Source organism: Flavobacterium melibiosi (assembly GCF_048158545.1).
GTDB lineage: Bacteria > Bacteroidota > Bacteroidia > Flavobacteriales > Flavobacteriaceae > Flavobacterium > Flavobacterium melibiosi.
Map to the genome: position 1 here is coordinate 152,938 of NZ_JBLNKU010000010.1, position 16,447 is coordinate 169,384.

Consider the following 16,447-nt stretch of genomic DNA (forward strand, 5'->3'; position numbering starts at 1 on the left):
AAAGCTAAATTTACATAAGGTATTTTTTTTTAAAATACTGACTAATAGCTAATTACGACATATAAAAAAAGGGACGTAAAACGATAAGCCTTAGTATTTATTTGTTCATAAAAATTTTATTTTATTCAATATTAATTTAAAACCAAATATCATGAAATCATTAATTATTATTTTGTTATTTCTCGGTTTTGCTGTGCCGTCTTATTCACAAGACGAGGGGAAAATTAAAATCGAAGAATTACCAGGTGTTGTAATCAAAAGTGCGGGAAAAGATTTTTCAGTTTATCTTCCTGACAATAACCCAGATCAAACCGTTAGAGCGGTAGAAGAAAAATTTATCGCCTATGATCTCGGTAAAGATAATGAAGGGTTTGAAGAATATCTTTTAGTTATGAGCACCAAAAAAGGAACTTTATCAGCAACTTATGATGAAAATGGAAAATTAATGCGTGTAGTTGAAGAATATAAAAATGTGAGACTTCCCAGTGAGGTAATTTATTCTATTTACAGAGCTTACCCAGGATGGGCAATTGTAAATGATCAATTCCTATATACCCAATCGGAAGGGGATGTTATTAAGAAACAGTATAATGTTAAGATTAAAAAAGACAAGGAAACTATTAAATTAATAGTTCGTCCTGATGGCGAAATTCTAAAAGAAAAATAATCCAATTTAGGGTAAAAAAAAAGCTGTCAGAAAAATAATTTCTGATAGCCTTTTTTTTAGTGAAGTTGTATTTTATATATTTTTCACAGTTGCATTGCTGTCAGCAACGATAAATGATGTATCATAACCTCCAAACGCTTTCATGTAACTTCTTATAGATGTACCATAAGCATCTCTAAAATATCTTTTACCTTTATTTTTGAAATATTTCCTTACAGAACCTGCACCACCAAGGTGTGCAGCAGCCAATATTCCGGATTCAGTTATATGAATTCCGTTCATTATTGTACCCGCATATTTTTCAATCTCCTTTTTTAACTCCCATTTGTTTTTTGCTAAAAGGGCAATAAATGCTTTTTCTTGCATTTCAGGGCTATTCAAAAAAGCGGATCTATTATGTACGCCGACTGTTTTTAGTGTTTCTATACCAAACTGATATTTTCCTAAATATCCAAGTGAATTAATTTTTTTGTATTTGCTTTCAGATTCTCTGTATCCGATCGCTTCTCTGAAGCCAATGAAGAAATTTCCAGTAAAAGGGATATTCAAATTGATGTAATCTTCTTGTTTTTCAGATGGAAATAAGTAGTGTGATCCATCTTCTTCGTGAACTAGAAACCAAGTGTTGGTGTCTAAATTAAAGGGTTTAAAACCCGAGCTTAAAAAGGCAATAATAATTGTCAAACCTGTATAAAAATACCATTTCTTTATCATAAATTGTTTTTCTTCAAAACGCTGTCCCGTTAAGAAATTTCTACGTGCAAATATACGTAAAAAATAATTATACTGATAATCAACAAGTTAAAGTTTACTAAAAATAGATTAAATGTAATTTAACATCGTTGAAGTGCACCATTTCAATCGTTGGAGCTGGTATTTTTACCGTATTCAAAACTGAAAAAAGAGTCTTTAAAAAATGTGATTTGGTGTTAATTTTAGTCAAATCGACGTCAAAACTGAGGTAAAACTGTCGAAATGTTTGCGGATTTGGAGTCGAAAATTGAACCTCATTTTGTCTATTTCCGGTTATCATTCCTTCGGCTCCATAACCCAATGCAAGATTCAACCATTTTGGTATTTTTGAGCCTTTAGCAAAGGAATATAAATTGATCGAAAGCCAATAGGTTTGTCCGTTATAATCTTTTAGAATTTGTTCCGTAAATGAACTCCCTAAAACTTCTGGTCTTTGACTGGCATATTGGGTTGAATGAAAAGAAAATTTGGGAGTTATGCGTTGTTCTTTCCATATTAATTCTTGCGAAACAAATAAAGCAGTTCCAGAAGCATTTGCAATTATATCACCGGATGAAGCGCCCCATTCAGAAGAATATCCATCCATAACCTCAACAGCCGTCAAAAAAGCAAATCCCAAACCTGCTCCGTAAATTAATTGGTTCTTTTTATTGGCTCCACTCCATTGCAACATTTCGGCGCCAAACCTGCCTAAATGATACGAAGAGAAAGAATGCCCCAGTTTATCCATTTGAAGCCATTCGGAATTATCATTTATAAAATGAAAATCAGACTTGGGATAATTGGTATACCAAAGTTGGTTTAAACCTACCAAAACTCCTGAAGTCAATATCGCTTCAGAAATCACAACGGTATTTTGTCTTTTCTTATTTAAAGAATCCGATGGTGTAAGGAAAATATCAATTATATTTTGTGAAAAACCCGTTTGATACCCAATCAAGAATAAGAATAAAAAAAGTAGTCTTTTAAATTTCAAAACTATCTTTTTACACCTTGGCTGTTGATCCAATCCGAATATTTTTTGGCGTTTTTATTGTGCTCTTCTAAAGTAGCAGCAAATTCATGGTATCCAAAACGTTCCACACTGGCGCAGAAATAAATAAAATTATTTTTCTCAGGATCTAAAACAGCTTCTAATGCTGTGATATCAGGCATAGCAATAGGTCCAGGGGGAAGTCCCAGATTCATATACGTATTATAAGGATGCGCCATTGTCAAATCATTGTAGAAAACTCTTTTGATAACCTGATCAAAATCGTTTGCTTTCTTTTTTATAGCATAAATAACGGTTGGATCTGCTTGAAGTGGCATTCCAGCTCTCAAACGATTCAAATACACACCGGCAATTCTAGGTCTTTCGTCTTTTTTTACGGATTCTTTGTGCACTATGGAAGCGAGAATAGTTGCTTCAATTGGGGTTAATCCCTGTTTTTTAGCTTTTTCTACACGTTCCTTATTCCAAAAATTTCTATACTCTTTAATCATTTTATCTCGAAACTTTTCAGCCGAAGTATTCCAATAAATCTCATATGTATTAGGAATGAACATCGCCAAAACATTTTCTTCGGTAAATCCATTTTCTTTCAAAAAAACAGAATCTTTAAAAGTGGTCAACAAAGATAAACTGTCCGCTTCAATTTGAGAACCCACGCGTCCCGCTAAATTTTCTAATCGTTCCTGATTATTGAAAGCTAAATTTACCGGTACATTTAATCTCAAGGTTTTTACCAATTCATAACTATTCATTCCCTTTGTAAACAAAAAACGACCTGGTTTTACATTTTCAGGATAATCTCTTTTGTTTGCAACCGTTTCAAAACGGTCCATATTTTCAACATAAGGAGCTATTATTTTTTTGACATCTTCATATTCAGAATCTGTTGGAATGAATACATAAACCTCTTTGTCTGCAAATTTTGTATTAGCCGAAAAAATCTGACGCAACAAAATAAATCCGTAAATCATTAATACGGATATCAAAACAACAGATACGATTGTTATAATTTTCTTTAAGTTCAAAATAATTATTTTTTAAAATTGCTACGCCAGTTCGCTGACGCTCGTGTGATTAATTAATTGAAAAATAGCTTCGTCTTTATAAACGCCATTAACTAAATTCCAATCTTTTTTTATTCCTATATTTTGGAAACCAAATTTAGTAAAAAGAGCATTACTAGCTGCATTTTCAGTACCTATATTTGCATATAATTGATGTAAATTAAGATGATGAAAAGCATACCGAATTAATAGTCCTAATGCTTCCGAACCGATATTGTGTTTGCGATTTTCATTGCTTTGAATTACAATCCCAACTCCTGCCCTATTATTCTTTGGATCAAAATCAAATAAATCGATTAATCCCAAAGCCGGAAAATCCTGATCCTGACAAATGGCCAATCGCAATTGCTTGGCTTCATAAATATCCTGATGCGCATTTTCTAAGTATTGCTTTACCAAAAACCTACTGTAAGGTGTATGCGTATTGCTCACTTCCCAAATACTTTGGTCGTTTTCAATAGCATAGACAAACTCCAGATCATTGGGTTCTAATGCTCGAATATATATGTTTTCTCCTTTTAATGTTATCATTTAGGTATTAGGTCTTGGTTTTAGGTTATATCTCAATCGTTCCTTTAAACACAAATTCAGCAGGTCCTTTTAAGAAAACATTGGTGAAATGTCCATCTTTTTTATCAAAAGAAACGACTAATTTTCCACCTTCAACATTCAAATCTATCGAGTTTGCTTTTGTTTCACCTAATACATTCATCGCTATTGCTACTGCAGTTGCTCCGGTTCCACAAGCCAATGTTTCATCTTCAACTCCTCTTTCATACGTTCTTAATGAAAAAGTAGTTTCATCTATTTTTTTTACAAAATTGATATTACTTCCTTGTTTTCCATATAACTCACCATATCGAATGCTTGCTCCGTTTTCTTTCACATTATAGTGTTCTAAATCATCAACCAATTGTATATGATGAGGCGAACCCGTATTCATAAAGACATATTCCGGAGTGATTTTTACATCCGCAACATCTATCATTTGCAAAGAAACTATGCCATTGTCAGCAACTGCCGCATGATGCAAACCATCTGTCGCTATAAAAGTAGTATTATCGTCAATAACGTTTAGCTTTTTGGCGAAAGCCACTAAACATCTTCCCCCGTTCCCACACATGGAACTTTGATTCCCATCTGAGTTGTAATACACCATTTTGAAATCAGTTTCAGGGTCATTTTCTAATAAAATAAGTCCGTCCGCACCTATCCCAAAACGTCTGTCGCATAAGCGAGCTATAAGTTTAGTATCCTCTTTTGGAAAAATCTCCTGACGGTTATCAATCATCACAAAATCATTTCCTGTTCCTTGGTATTTATAAAATTCTATTTGCATTTTCTTTAAATTGAGAGATACAAAAGTACAAACTATTAATGAAATGTTAATCATTGTTAAAGAGCGTTAAACTGTTTTTCAAAAAAATAAATTAACGCTATTTTTACCTTAAAATAATTTAAAAATGAATTCTAATATGAAACGATTTTCAACACTATTTTTAATATCATTGCTGAGTGGAGCCGTAACATTAGGGGCTTACAAATTATTATTTGACAATGATGGCTATTTCTCGAATAACAAAAACTCAATCACAACCGTCGCCTCTGATTCGTATGGAAAACACGTGGGATTATCAGCCGAGAATGTTGATTTTACGGAAGCTGCCGAAAAAACCATTCATACCGTGGTTCACGTAAAAAATGTATCCCGTAAAACCGTCACTAACCCAATGCTTGAATATTTTTATGGCTACGGCGGACAGCAGCAACAAGAACAAGTGGGAACGGGTTCCGGTGTAATTATTTCTGAAGATGGTTATATCGTGACTAACAATCACGTGATAAAAGACGCCTCGGAAATTGAAATCACCTTAAACAACAAAAAATCATATAAAGCCAAACTCATTGGAACCGATTCTAAAATGGACATCGCGCTATTGAAAATCGATGCTGACGAAAAATTACCGTATACTGTTTTTGCTAATTCTGATTCGGTGAAAATTGGAGAATGGGTTTTGGCAGTGGGAAATCCATATAACTTAACTTCTACGGTGACCGCAGGAATTGTTTCGGCAAAAGCCAGAAATCTGGACACTAGTGGAATTCAATCTTTCATACAAACGGATGCTGCCGTAAATCCTGGAAATAGTGGTGGTGCATTGGTAAATACCCGCGGGGAATTAATTGGTATCAACACGATGATTTCCTCCATGACAGGTTCTTATGTAGGCTATTCATTTGCCGTTCCATCAAATAATGCCCGCAAAATAATTGAAGATATCATGGAGTATGGAAATGTCCAAAGAGGTATTCTTGGGGTTGAAGGAGGCGAATTAAATGGAACTGCGTCAAAAGAATTAGGTATTTCGCAAACACAAGGATTTTACATCAATAGGGTTACCAAAAATTCCGGTGCAGAAAAATCCGGTCTTCAAAAAGGAGATATTATTGTAAAATTAGACGATCAGAATGTGGCTACTTATGCCGATCTATCGGGTTATATCAATACCAAAAGACCGAATGATAAGGTTCAAGTAACTATTTTAAGAGACGGGAAAAATAGAGTTGTACCCGTAATTTTGAGCAAAAATGAGTTTTTTAGTACCGAATTTAAAGGCCTGGAATTAGAAAACATAGATACAACTGACAAAAAGAAATTCAATCTGGACTATGGTGTTAAAATTAAATCCATAACCAATCAGAATCTGAAGCAATATGAAGAAGAACTTAAAGGAAATATCATTCTGAGCATTGATAATGTAAAAGCTAAAGACATCGAAACCGTATCTAAACTTTTAGACAAAAAAGAGGAAAATCAAAGTATCCGAATTGAAATGATAAATAAAAACGGAGAAATTATAAAAATTATCATCTAATACTTCTAATCTCAAAAATGAAAGCCATCTTGTAAAACCAAGGTGGCTTTTTTATTTTAAAAATAAATCACAAAATAGGTTACGAAATCGATTGAAATAGGTAATTTTGCGCAAAATTTAAAAAAATTATTAATTTATTTTACAAATTTTCACATGAGCATTACATACGAAAAAGAAGTTTCTTTTCAAGCCGACAGACGACGTGCAGGAGTAGAATTGATAAAAATCATCAGTGATTTATGGTATGACAAATCAATTGAAATGGTTTTATTTAGAAATCAACTAATTGACAAAAACGTAAGCGAAATCATCAACTTGCATGATTATGCGGGTGAATTTGTAGGCAAACCAATTTCTGTATTTGATTCAGTAGAAATTGCCAGAGCTGTTTTAGAATTGGATTTACCGCCTTCAAAACTGGATATTGGCAAACTTACCTATGAATATCGTTTGGAAGATGAAAAATATCCCGACACAAGGCATTTTGTAATTGACAAATTAAAAGACGCTAAAAACTCTGAAGAAATTCAACCTAAAGATGTAGTCTTATATGGTTTTGGTAGAATTGGACGATTACTGGCACGTGAGTTACTTTCGAAAACAGGAAAAGGAAATCAATTGCGATTGAGAGCCATTGTAACCCGTGATAAAAACGACGCAACTTCGCTGGAAAAAAGAGCTTCATTATTGCGTTATGATTCTATTCATGGTGATTTTCAAGGTTCGGTAGTTGCTGATTCAAAAAACAATGCTTTGATAATTAATGGCACAACCGTTCACATTATCACGGCAAATGCACCCGAAGAAATTGATTATACATTATATGGAATCGACAATGCTTTGGTTATTGATAATACGGGCGCTTTCACAAATCATGAAGCTTTAAGCAGGCATTTAGTTTCAAAAGGAGTAGATAAAGTCTTGCTTACCGCTCCTGGAAAAGGAGTTCCAAATATCGTTCACGGTGTAAATCAAAATGAATATAATCCGGATGAAATAAATATTTTTTCGGCCGCATCATGTACAACGAATGCGATAACTCCAATCTTGAAAGCGGTCGAAGACACTTTAGGCGTTGTAAAAGGACATTTAGAAACCATTCATGCGTATACTAACGACCAGAATTTGGTCGATAACATGCATAAAAAATACCGTCGTGGTAGAGCCGCAGCATTAAACATGGTAATTACCGAAACGGGTGCAGGAAGTGCTGTTGCAAAAGCATTACCATCGCTTGAAGGCAAACTGACTTCCAATGCCATCAGAGTCCCGGTTCCTAACGGTTCACTGGTAGTTCTGAATCTTGAAGTTTCAAGAACAACTTCAATTCAGGAAATTAATGCCATCATGAAAAAATATGCTTTAGAAGGTGAATTGGTAGAACAAATCAAATACTCCTTGAATAACGAATTGGTTTCATCGGATATTGTAGGTACTTCGGCACCATCAATTTACGACAGTAATGCAACTATTGTTTCCAATGATGGGAAGAATATTGTACTGTACATTTGGTATGACAATGAATATGGGTACAGTCACCAAGTAATCCGATTAGCAAAATACATTGCCAAAGTAAGACGTTTTACGTATTACTAGCATTTAGATTACAGGTTGTGCGTTGCCTTTTTTTAGTTTTTAGTTTTTTTTTTAGTTTTAGATAATAGCAACCCAACCTGAATTAAATAGAAAAATTCGTCTCGATAAATCGGGACGGATTTTTTTTGTTCTAAACTGAATCATCCAAAATAAGGATATTATTTAATTTAATGTGACTATCCGTAATTCATACTACATTATTTTCCGCCACGAATTACACAAATCTCACTAATTTTATACTTTTGAGATCAGTGGAAATCCGCTTAATCCGTGTCATCTGTGTTCCATTTTTTAGCTTTTTAGAACACATCCAGAACAAACCTATAATTTAAATCGGCAAAACAGTGGTACTCTTTACTTCCGAAATAATAAAAAAGCTATTAATTAAAGAAACCTCCGGTAAAACTGATAATTTTTTCTGATGAAAATGATGGTAACTTTCCATATCCGGCAATACAATTTTCAACATATAATCAAAACTTCCCGAAACGAAATTACATTCCACTACTTCGGGTAAATTCAGTATCGCTTGATTGAATCCTTCTGAGATATCATAGGTCTGTTTTACAAGTGTCACCTGGCAATAGACCGTCAGGTTTTTCCCCAGTTTCTTTTTATTCAAAATAGAGACATACTTTTCAATAATGCCTTCTTTTTCCAATCGTTTTACCCTGTCATGAACCGGTGTCAGCGAAAGGTTGATTTGATTGGCAATATCTTTCAAAGTTAAATGGGCATCTTCCTGAAGAAGACGTAAGATTTTTTTGTCGGTTTCGTCCAGTATCATAATTTATTGATTCTTTTTTTAGGTACAAAAGCAGTCTTTTTTTCTTTTTAGAAATATAAAAAAACTCATATTCAGAAATATTTTATGCTAAATTACTAAATAAAATGAATATTTTCTTAATTTAATACCATATAGCAATAATATTTTCTTTATATATAAATTTGTAATGCAATTAAATTCAAACATTAAAACTCATCACTATGATAATCGGAATTCCTAAAGAAATCAAAAATAACGAAAACCGTGTAGCACTTACTCCTGCAGGTGTTGCCGAATTCAAAAAACAAGGTCATATCGTTTATGTACAAGCAAGTGCTGGTGAAAATAGTGGTTTTAGCGACAAAGCATATGCTGAAGCTGGAGCGGAGTTATTGCCAACAATTGAAGCCGTTTACAGCATTGCTGAAATGATAATCAAAGTAAAAGAACCTATTGCTTCTGAATATCCTTTGATCAAAAAAGACCAATTATTATTTACCTATTTCCACTTTGCATCATCTGAACCATTGACTCATGCTATGATTGAGCGTGGCGCAGTATGCTTAGCATATGAAACTGTTGAAAAAGCAGACCGCAGCTTGCCTTTATTGGTACCCATGTCAGAAGTGGCAGGTCGTATGTCAATTCAGGAAGGTGCTAAATATTTAGAAAAACCATTGAAAGGAAAAGGAATCCTTTTAGGTGGCGTTCCGGGAGTTCCTCCTGCTAAAGTATTGGTTTTAGGTGGTGGAATCGTAGGAACACAAGCAGCAAAAATGGCTGCAGGTTTTGGTGCGCAAGTAACCATTATGGATGTAAGCTTAGCGCGTTTGCGTTATTTATCTGATGTGATGCCGGCGAATGTTACCACTATAATCTCAAATCACTATAATATCCGTGAAGCAATAGCAACTGCTGATTTAGTTATTGGAGCCGTTTTAATTCCAGGAGCCAAAGCGCCGCATTTAATCACTCGTGATATGTTGAAATTAATGAGCCCGGGAACGGTAGTAGTTGACGTAGCTGTTGATCAAGGAGGTTGCATCGAAACATGTACTCCTACAACACACGAAAACCCAACATTTATCATAGACGATATCGTACATTACTGCGTGGCTAACATGCCAGGTGCCGTTCCTTATACTTCTACATTGGCCCTTACAAATGCTACTTTACCTTACGCGTTGCAATTAGCAAACAAAGGATGGCAAAAAGCGTGTGCTGAAAATGAAGAATTGAAAAAAGGATTAAACATTGCTAATGGAAAAATTCTTTACAAAGGAGTTGCCGAAGCTTGGAATCTACCTTTTCATGAAGACTTAGTGTTAGAAAACGTAGTTAACTAACATTAAACAAGTGCTTACTACACTAGAAAAACCCGCCTTGTCTCAAGGCGGGTTTTCTGTTTTTATACTATAAAGTAAAGTGTTTTTCGCGTGACCTCAATCAAACCAGAAATCAGATTCCAGTATTCAGTCTCAGATACAATCTAAAATCTGTAATCTGAATACTAATCACTCCAAAAACTACTCTTTTGGTTTTGTCATATAATAAACCGGAATTCCTGTAAGCATAATCAACACTCCCCAACCGCAAGTCGAGAATTTAGTCAACAATAAAGAAATACATATTGCCGAAGCTACAATAATATATAAAAACGGCAGAAAAGGATATCCAAACGCTTTGTAAGGTCGTTCCACATCTGGCATCTTCTTGCGAAGAATAAAAATTCCGTAGATCGTCAAGATGTAAAAAATCAATACAATGATAATTACAAAATCCAATAAATCACCATATTTCCCTGTCAAACATAATAACGAAGCCCAAACACACTGTATCCATAAAGCCCAGGCCGGAACACTGGCATCGTTTAGCACTGCTGCTTTCTTAAAAAACAAACCGTCTTTTGCCATCGTATAATAGACTCTCGCACCTGCCATAATCAATCCGTTGTTACAGGCAAAAGTCGAAATCATAATCATCACCGCAATGATAATCGTCCCCATGTCGCCAAAAGTATATTGAGAAGCCACAACCGCTACCCTGTCTGATTTTGCCGTTGCAATTTCGTCCAAAGGAATTACGGCGAGGTACATCAAATTGGTAAGAACATAAATAATAGTAACGATGAAAGTTCCCAAGAACAAACTCAAACCAACATTTCGTTTTGGATTTTTAATTTCACCCGCTATAAAAGTAACTCCTACCCAAGCATCACTGGAAAACAAAGAACCCACCATCGCTGCTGAAATTCCAGTTAACAAAGCTGCTCCACCTATTGGCATCCAAGAACCACTTTCAACATCAAATGCTCTGGAACTAAAAGCATTCGTCCAGTTGGCATTCCAAATTTCCGCTTTGGCAGCAAGAATAAATCCAAAAACTATTAAACCAAACAATGATAGAATTTTAATGACCGTCAAAACTGTTTGCATTATTTTACTGTTCTTCACCCCGCGACTGTTGATGTAGGTTAATAAAATAATCGTGATTATAGAAACAATTTGCGCTGCATTGAGCTTGAAAGAACCTATTTCGTACAGAATATTTTCGTCACTTAATGGCGGAATCAAATAAGCAGCAAATTTTGAAAAACCAACACCAACCGCCGCAATTGTCCCCGTCTGGATCACGGCAAAGAAACTCCAACCATACAAGAAAGCAATCAGTTTATTGTACGCTTCTTTAAGATACACATATTGACCACCCGCTTTGGGAAACATAGCGCTCAATTCACCATAACTCACCGCCGCAATCATGGTAATCAATCCCGAAATCAACCAAATCAAAATCAACCAACCCGCTGATCCTACTTGTCGCGCAATATCAGCACTTACTATAAATATCCCTGAACCTATCATAGAACCCACCACAAGCATGGTTCCATCGAGCAATCCTAATTCTCTTTTAAAATCTTCTGGTTTTTGGTCTTCCATATTTTTGGGTTTTGGGGTTTTAGTTGGCTAAAGATATACTTTTTTTGGAAATTTAAGAAAATGGAGGAACAGATGACAAATAAATTAGATGATTGAGAAAGAAAACTATTTATTTGGGCGTGACCCTCCGTAAAAACTACGGGTCGTGCTGTACGCTATATCTTTATTTTCTTAAAGAAAGTAAATAAAGGATGCCGCTTCCATCACTCACGCAAAACAACCCCTTCAATACCACAAGAACCATTGCTACAATAAAACAGCATTTGTTAAAATATTCAGTATCTTTCAATCACAAAATCAACGCTATATGACTTGGGCAGCAAAACTGATAAAACATAAGGGAGAAAACAGAATTGCTGTTTATTTTGAAAAAAATGCTGATTTTATTGAACGTATTAAACAAGTTGAAGGAGCCAGATGGAGCCAGCAAAATACCGTTTGGCACATTCCGGATACAATTGAAAACAGAGAACGATTTAAAATAGAACCCCTTGCAAATTCGCTCCCTTCCGCCGAGGGGATTGTTCAAATAGAGAAATTCAAACAATGGCTTCGTTCTAAACGCTATAGCGAAAGCACCATTACTACCTATAGCGAAGCCTTAAAATCTTTCCTGATTTTCTATCGAGAAAAATCAGTTGTAGAAATCAATAATGAGGACGTTATTATCTATAACAACGAGTATATACTAAAGAATAATCTTTCGGCTTCGTACCAGAATCAAACGGTCAACGCCATTAAATTATTCTTTATAACAGTAAGAGGAACTAAAATTGACATCGATACAATTCATCGGCCAAAGAGAGCAAAGTTATTACCTAACGTATTGAGTAAAGAGGAAGTAAAATTAATCTTGAACGCACACAATAATATCAAGCATAAAATGATGCTAAGCTTAATTTATAGTTGTGGCTTGCGTTGTGGTGAATTATTAGCACTTCAGCCCGTTCATATTGACTCCAAAAGGAATATTGTATTACTTAAAAACGCAAAAGGAAAAAAAGATAGAATTGTGCCCTTAAGCCCAAAAATACTCGATATGCTAAGAGAATACTACTCCTTATATAAACCAAAAAAATATTTGTTTGAAGGACAAGTAGCAGGAGTTCCTTATGATAGTCGGAGTTTACAACAAGTACTCAAACAAGCATTACATAAAGCCCAACTTACAAAACCAGCTACACTACATTGGTTGCGACATAGTTACGCCACTCATTTACTAGAAAGCGGAACCGATTTGCGTTATATACAAGAATTACTAGGCCATAATAGCAGTAAAACTACAGAAATTTACACCCATGTGAGTACCAAAAGTATCCAACAAATAAAAAGTCCATTTGATGATTTGTAAGATAAAAATTAAAGTGTATATTTGAAAGTAATACGCTACGCAGTAGCGCCTATCCACCCAAAATAAGATGTATATGCGCTATTTTGTAGCGCCTATATACAAGTTAGCCGTCATTATATAGCAGACTGAGTATAAATAACAGAGTAATGCCCAAAGAAAATCCGAATGATTTAGCAGGAATGTTTGCCGAAAAATACTTACAAGGAAAATCTTACGACTTCGTAATTGAAACCGCAAGATACCTTAAAAAAATAGCAGAAACTAGTTGTAAGCTGCCAATCTTGACAGAAGAGAGTTAACACTTTCATAAGTTTTAAATATTGAAAATGGCTGTTTCTCTCCTTTACGGTGTAAACAGATTTCTGTAATAATTGGTTGCTTAAAACCAGGATCATAAGGAGATACATTGTAGATAAAATTTACATTTAAGTTTTGTTCGTTGTCGTTGCAGTCTATTATTTTAATTACGTTCATTTTGTTTTATTATTAAAGGTTAAATTGAGTTCTTTGAAATTTTTGAGAAAAAGTATTGTTTATTAATCTGTTGTATTTATATTTGCACCATCGTAAAAGATAAAAATTATGAGAAGTCGCTGTCGTCGAAAACTAACGACCTCTCAAGTTAAACAAGTACGATTAATGACTTTCGTTAGAAGAATCTAATTAAAAGCTGTCTAGCATCCACAGTTTTTAATCTTCTTATCTAAGTGCTTTAAGTACTTCTTGTAACACTTGTAGATAAGATAAACGGCTAAATAGATATAATGTTCTGTAAACTCCATTAGCTTAATTAGTTGTTTAAGGGTTAACATGGACAGAAACTAACGTCTGCCTCGGCAAAAAGAGTGTGCCAAAAATGCACAACAAGTTACAGCCAGACTGCGCTAACAGTTGGTAAAAAGGCAATAAAAAACACGACGTCTACCTATCAACAGAAGAGTCGTGTACCGCTAAAAATTACTACATCAATTACTTTTTCTCAAATTTTTCATTTTAAGATACAAATATAGTGTTTGATTAAATACGAACCTAATTTTTTTAACATAAATTATTTGGAATTGCGGAATATTTAAAAATACACACGCCCAACAGAAACAACGACGGCTAACACACGCTACAAGCAAGCTGGACAAAGTGTTGAATTTAAAGAATGTGCATACCAGCCGAGATTCGGCAAAACAGAAAAATAGAGAATGTTAACCCCAACCTGCGTGTAGCGTGGGAACGTTGTGAGCTAGTTGAAGAAGAGAATTTCAGTTAAAATCAGGTTTTTAAAACCAATCAATTGCTCAGAATAACAAAAAAGCAGAAGCTTGAATATTGGGGTTTCTAATCGGAACTTGAAAAGCAGACTCAAGCGAAAGCGAATAGGCGAAGCAAACGTGAATATTGGAATTTCTAATTGAAACTTGAAATACAGAACTTGAATTACGGGGTTTCTAATCGGGAAAGCAGAAACGCAAATTTTGCGTTTTTCGAATGGAAAAAAACATATCGTTTTGATTCTCGAATTGCCGTGAAAAAGAAGCGTGAAATTGGGCAAATATTTAGGCAAGAATTGGGCTTTTAATACGCCAAAAATAGGTTGGAAATCGATTAAAAAAGGGAGCGAAAATTAGCCAATATTTGGAAAAGAATTAGTTTTTGTGTCTGCCAGTAATAGGTTTAAAATCGGTTATTAATTGGAATATCGGTTAGAAACAACCAGCTCACAACCGCACCTACAAGTGATTTGGGTAATTGGCTTAATGGAAAAATCGGTTTGTATTTGGGATATTTTGGCAAATCCGAATAATGGGCTTAATTTAGTCCCAAACCACTTGTAGCTGCCAAACGTTACCTGATATTTTATGAAAAAACGAATAACAATAATTTTAGTAATTTCATTAACCTTTCTAATTGGAATTTGGATAGGCAAAACAAAATTTAAAAACAGCTCAATTTCAGAAAATGAAAAAGAAATAGACACTGCACAAGTAAATGAAGAAAGAGAATATGAAAATAATCATCCAACTTATTCTGTTCAAGGAGGTTTTCCAAAAGTAGATGACCACTACCGTTTTTTAGTAGCTTCAAAATGGTATAATTTTAGATTTGAAGTAAATGGAACTACTTGTACTGATCCAAGTAATAATGATATAGATTATAAACATAATAACATAACAGACAGTATTTTAAAAAAGAGAATTGGAAAAAATTGGAAAGAGAAGTTTGAAAAAACTGTTGATAGTTTGTATATTATAGATACAACTTCCGTAAATATTGCTAAAAATGATATTTCTGTAAAGAACAGAATTAAAGTAAAATCCAAGAAATATAAGTATGAAGTTTATCCAAATTATAAATGTTATGCAACGCCTGAAAAATTTCTAAAAATAATTAGTATTGAATGGAGAGGCAAAATCTATAACGATTCATCTAATGTAAGTTTTATGAGAGTTACGGTGGACATAAAAGCGAATAAAGTGAGGAAAATAGAAGACGCCGAAATGGAATGGAATCAGTACAGATAAAAAAAACATCAGGTAACACTTGCTCACAAGAGATTTGGGCAATTGGCTTAATTTGAAAATGGTTTTGTGTTTGGGATGTTTAGGCAAATCCGAAAACAAGGCTTAATTTAGTCCCAAACCTCTTGTAGCAAGGGAACGTTATAGCCAATTTAATAGAAACAAAAGATTTACAAGAATGTATAATGAATGGTTAGAAACTAAAAAGCAATTCAGAACTGGTCTGATTGCTTCCTCTATTATAGTGTTTGCATCATTAATATGGCCAGGGAATAAAATAGATACATCACAAGAAGATTTTATAAGAGAAACTGTAATTCTCCAGTCAAAACCATTTTTTGATCAAGAAAGTCATGGTAAAAGTGGAACTGAACATTTTGTAAAATTAAATTTCGTTGGAGATAAACGAGAATATAGGATTACTGGAATTGACTATAATTTTCTTCGATATGAAGACTTCATACAAATCAATTCTGGTGACACACTGGAAATTGCACGGACTTCTAATGAAATTCATTGCTTATCCAAAAATGGATTTAACTATTTAAACTATGCTAAAGCCGAAACTAACCGTGGATTAGTAGTTTATTTTATTGCATACCTATTTATTCCAAACATTCCACTCTGTATTATAGTTCAGTTTTTTAAAAAAAGACCATATTATAAATTTAACAATAAATCATATGCTATTCCGTTTGATATCATTGCGATTATAATTTTCATAACTACTATGATTATATTGTGCTTCAATATGCCCGATTTCCAAGTGATAACGAATGGAGAGTTTTACAAATAACCTATGTAAAGAAACTGGCTATAATCGAGTAGACGGCTCCGCTAGAAACTAACGGAGTGCGCCTCTCACACCACCGTACGTACGGGTCTCGTATACGGCGGTTCGCAAAGTGATGGGTTGAGTTCCATGTAAATCTCC

The 16,447-nt window shown here is 34.2% G+C and carries 15 protein-coding genes; 8 read left to right on the plus strand and 7 right to left on the minus strand.

The window, feature by feature from the left end; genetic code table 11:
• The first annotated feature begins 151 nt into the window (after positions 1–151).
• Entirely contained in the window at positions 152–667 is a 516-nt protein-coding gene (locus ACM55F_RS13260; protein ID WP_416854277.1) for a hypothetical protein, read from the plus strand.
• A 72-nt stretch (positions 668–739) separates the two neighbouring features.
• Here the strand turns inward: ACM55F_RS13260 and ACM55F_RS13265 are convergent, their stop codons facing one another.
• From ACM55F_RS13265 to dapF, 5 genes are all read right to left on the minus strand, one after another.
• On the minus strand, positions 740–1,381 hold the full coding sequence (locus tag ACM55F_RS13265) for a peptidoglycan-binding protein LysM (RefSeq protein ID WP_416854278.1): 642 nt from the start codon (positions 1,379–1,381) through the stop codon (positions 740–742).
• Between the two features lie 97 nt (positions 1,382–1,478).
• Positions 1,479–2,396, minus strand: a complete 918-nt coding sequence (locus ACM55F_RS13270; protein WP_416854279.1) for a DUF2279 domain-containing protein — start codon at positions 2,394–2,396, stop codon at positions 1,479–1,481.
• 2 nt (positions 2,397–2,398) lie between these two features.
• Entirely contained in the window at positions 2,399–3,439 is a 1,041-nt protein-coding gene (gene mltG, locus ACM55F_RS13275; RefSeq protein WP_416854280.1) for an endolytic transglycosylase MltG, read from the minus strand.
• A gap of 21 nt (positions 3,440–3,460) precedes the next feature.
• Positions 3,461–4,009: a GNAT family N-acetyltransferase gene (locus ACM55F_RS13280; RefSeq protein WP_416854281.1), complete on the minus strand. Its 549-nt coding sequence runs from the start codon at positions 4,007–4,009 to the stop codon at positions 3,461–3,463.
• Positions 4,010–4,034: 25 nt separating this feature from the next.
• Positions 4,035–4,817 (minus strand): diaminopimelate epimerase, encoded by a 783-nt coding sequence (gene dapF / locus ACM55F_RS13285; protein WP_416854282.1) that lies wholly within the window; start codon positions 4,815–4,817, stop codon positions 4,035–4,037.
• 136 nt (positions 4,818–4,953) lie between these two features.
• Here dapF and ACM55F_RS13290 point away from each other — a divergent pair, with 136 nt between their 5' ends.
• Together ACM55F_RS13290 and ACM55F_RS13295 are read left to right on the plus strand one after the other, a co-directional pair.
• Positions 4,954–6,354 (plus strand): S1C family serine protease, encoded by a 1,401-nt coding sequence (locus tag ACM55F_RS13290; protein ID WP_416854294.1) that lies wholly within the window; start codon positions 4,954–4,956, stop codon positions 6,352–6,354.
• Between the two features lie 153 nt (positions 6,355–6,507).
• Positions 6,508–7,950, plus strand: coding sequence for a glyceraldehyde-3-phosphate dehydrogenase (locus ACM55F_RS13295; RefSeq protein WP_416854283.1), 1,443 nt, complete (start codon positions 6,508–6,510; stop codon positions 7,948–7,950).
• A 328-nt stretch (positions 7,951–8,278) separates the two neighbouring features.
• Here ACM55F_RS13295 and ACM55F_RS13300 read toward each other — a convergent pair whose 3' ends face one another.
• Complete coding sequence (locus tag ACM55F_RS13300; protein WP_416849119.1) at positions 8,279–8,737, minus strand: Lrp/AsnC family transcriptional regulator; 459 nt, start codon at positions 8,735–8,737, stop codon at positions 8,279–8,281.
• 200 nt (positions 8,738–8,937) lie between these two features.
• Between ACM55F_RS13300 and ald the strand changes: the two genes are divergently transcribed.
• Positions 8,938–10,062 carry an alanine dehydrogenase gene (gene ald / locus ACM55F_RS13305; RefSeq protein ID WP_416854284.1) on the plus strand — a complete coding sequence of 375 codons (1,125 nt, stop codon included), beginning with the start codon at positions 8,938–8,940 and terminating at the stop codon, positions 10,060–10,062.
• Between the two features lie 180 nt (positions 10,063–10,242).
• Here the strand turns inward: ald and ACM55F_RS13310 are convergent, their stop codons facing one another.
• On the minus strand, positions 10,243–11,652 hold the full coding sequence (locus ACM55F_RS13310; protein ID WP_416854286.1) for an APC family permease: 1,410 nt from the start codon (positions 11,650–11,652) through the stop codon (positions 10,243–10,245).
• 307 nt (positions 11,653–11,959) lie between these two features.
• Here ACM55F_RS13310 and ACM55F_RS13315 point away from each other — a divergent pair, with 307 nt between their 5' ends.
• The 4 genes from ACM55F_RS13315 (at position 11,960) to ACM55F_RS13330 (ending at position 16,309) form a co-directional block, all read left to right on the plus strand.
• Complete coding sequence (locus ACM55F_RS13315) at positions 11,960–13,003, plus strand: tyrosine-type recombinase/integrase (RefSeq protein WP_416854287.1); 1,044 nt, start codon at positions 11,960–11,962, stop codon at positions 13,001–13,003.
• A gap of 146 nt (positions 13,004–13,149) precedes the next feature.
• Complete coding sequence (locus ACM55F_RS13320) at positions 13,150–13,302, plus strand: hypothetical protein (RefSeq protein ID WP_416854288.1); 153 nt, start codon at positions 13,150–13,152, stop codon at positions 13,300–13,302.
• Positions 13,303–14,853: 1,551 nt separating this feature from the next.
• Entirely contained in the window at positions 14,854–15,516 is a 663-nt protein-coding gene (locus ACM55F_RS13325; RefSeq protein ID WP_416854289.1) for an FEKKY domain-containing protein, read from the plus strand.
• 175 nt (positions 15,517–15,691) lie between these two features.
• Positions 15,692–16,309, plus strand: a complete 618-nt coding sequence (locus ACM55F_RS13330; RefSeq protein ID WP_416854290.1) for a hypothetical protein — start codon at positions 15,692–15,694, stop codon at positions 16,307–16,309.
• Positions 16,310–16,447 lie beyond the last annotated feature (138 nt).

Excerpts from the sequence above, each read along its gene's own strand:
- ACM55F_RS13260 (WP_416854277.1), top strand. The coding sequence starts at position 152 with ATGAAATCATTAATTATTATTTTGTTATTTCTCGGTTTTGCTGTGCCG.
- ACM55F_RS13265 (WP_416854278.1), bottom strand. The coding sequence starts at position 1,381 with ATGATAAAGAAATGGTATTTTTATACAGGTTTGACAATTATTATTGCC.
- ACM55F_RS13280 (WP_416854281.1), bottom strand. The coding sequence starts at position 4,009 with ATGATAACATTAAAAGGAGAAAACATATATATTCGAGCATTAGAACCC.
- dapF (WP_416854282.1), bottom strand. The coding sequence starts at position 4,817 with ATGCAAATAGAATTTTATAAATACCAAGGAACAGGAAATGATTTTGTG.
- ACM55F_RS13290 (WP_416854294.1), top strand. The coding sequence starts at position 4,954 with ATGAAACGATTTTCAACACTATTTTTAATATCATTGCTGAGTGGAGCC.
- ACM55F_RS13295 (WP_416854283.1), top strand. The coding sequence starts at position 6,508 with ATGAGCATTACATACGAAAAAGAAGTTTCTTTTCAAGCCGACAGACGA.
- ACM55F_RS13300 (WP_416849119.1), bottom strand. The coding sequence starts at position 8,737 with ATGATACTGGACGAAACCGACAAAAAAATCTTACGTCTTCTTCAGGAA.
- ald (WP_416854284.1), top strand. The coding sequence starts at position 8,938 with ATGATAATCGGAATTCCTAAAGAAATCAAAAATAACGAAAACCGTGTA.
- ACM55F_RS13310 (WP_416854286.1), bottom strand. The coding sequence starts at position 11,652 with ATGGAAGACCAAAAACCAGAAGATTTTAAAAGAGAATTAGGATTGCTC.
- ACM55F_RS13315 (WP_416854287.1), top strand. The coding sequence starts at position 11,960 with ATGACTTGGGCAGCAAAACTGATAAAACATAAGGGAGAAAACAGAATT.
- ACM55F_RS13320 (WP_416854288.1), top strand. The coding sequence starts at position 13,150 with ATGCCCAAAGAAAATCCGAATGATTTAGCAGGAATGTTTGCCGAAAAA.
- ACM55F_RS13325 (WP_416854289.1), top strand. The coding sequence starts at position 14,854 with ATGAAAAAACGAATAACAATAATTTTAGTAATTTCATTAACCTTTCTA.
- ACM55F_RS13330 (WP_416854290.1), top strand. The coding sequence starts at position 15,692 with ATGTATAATGAATGGTTAGAAACTAAAAAGCAATTCAGAACTGGTCTG.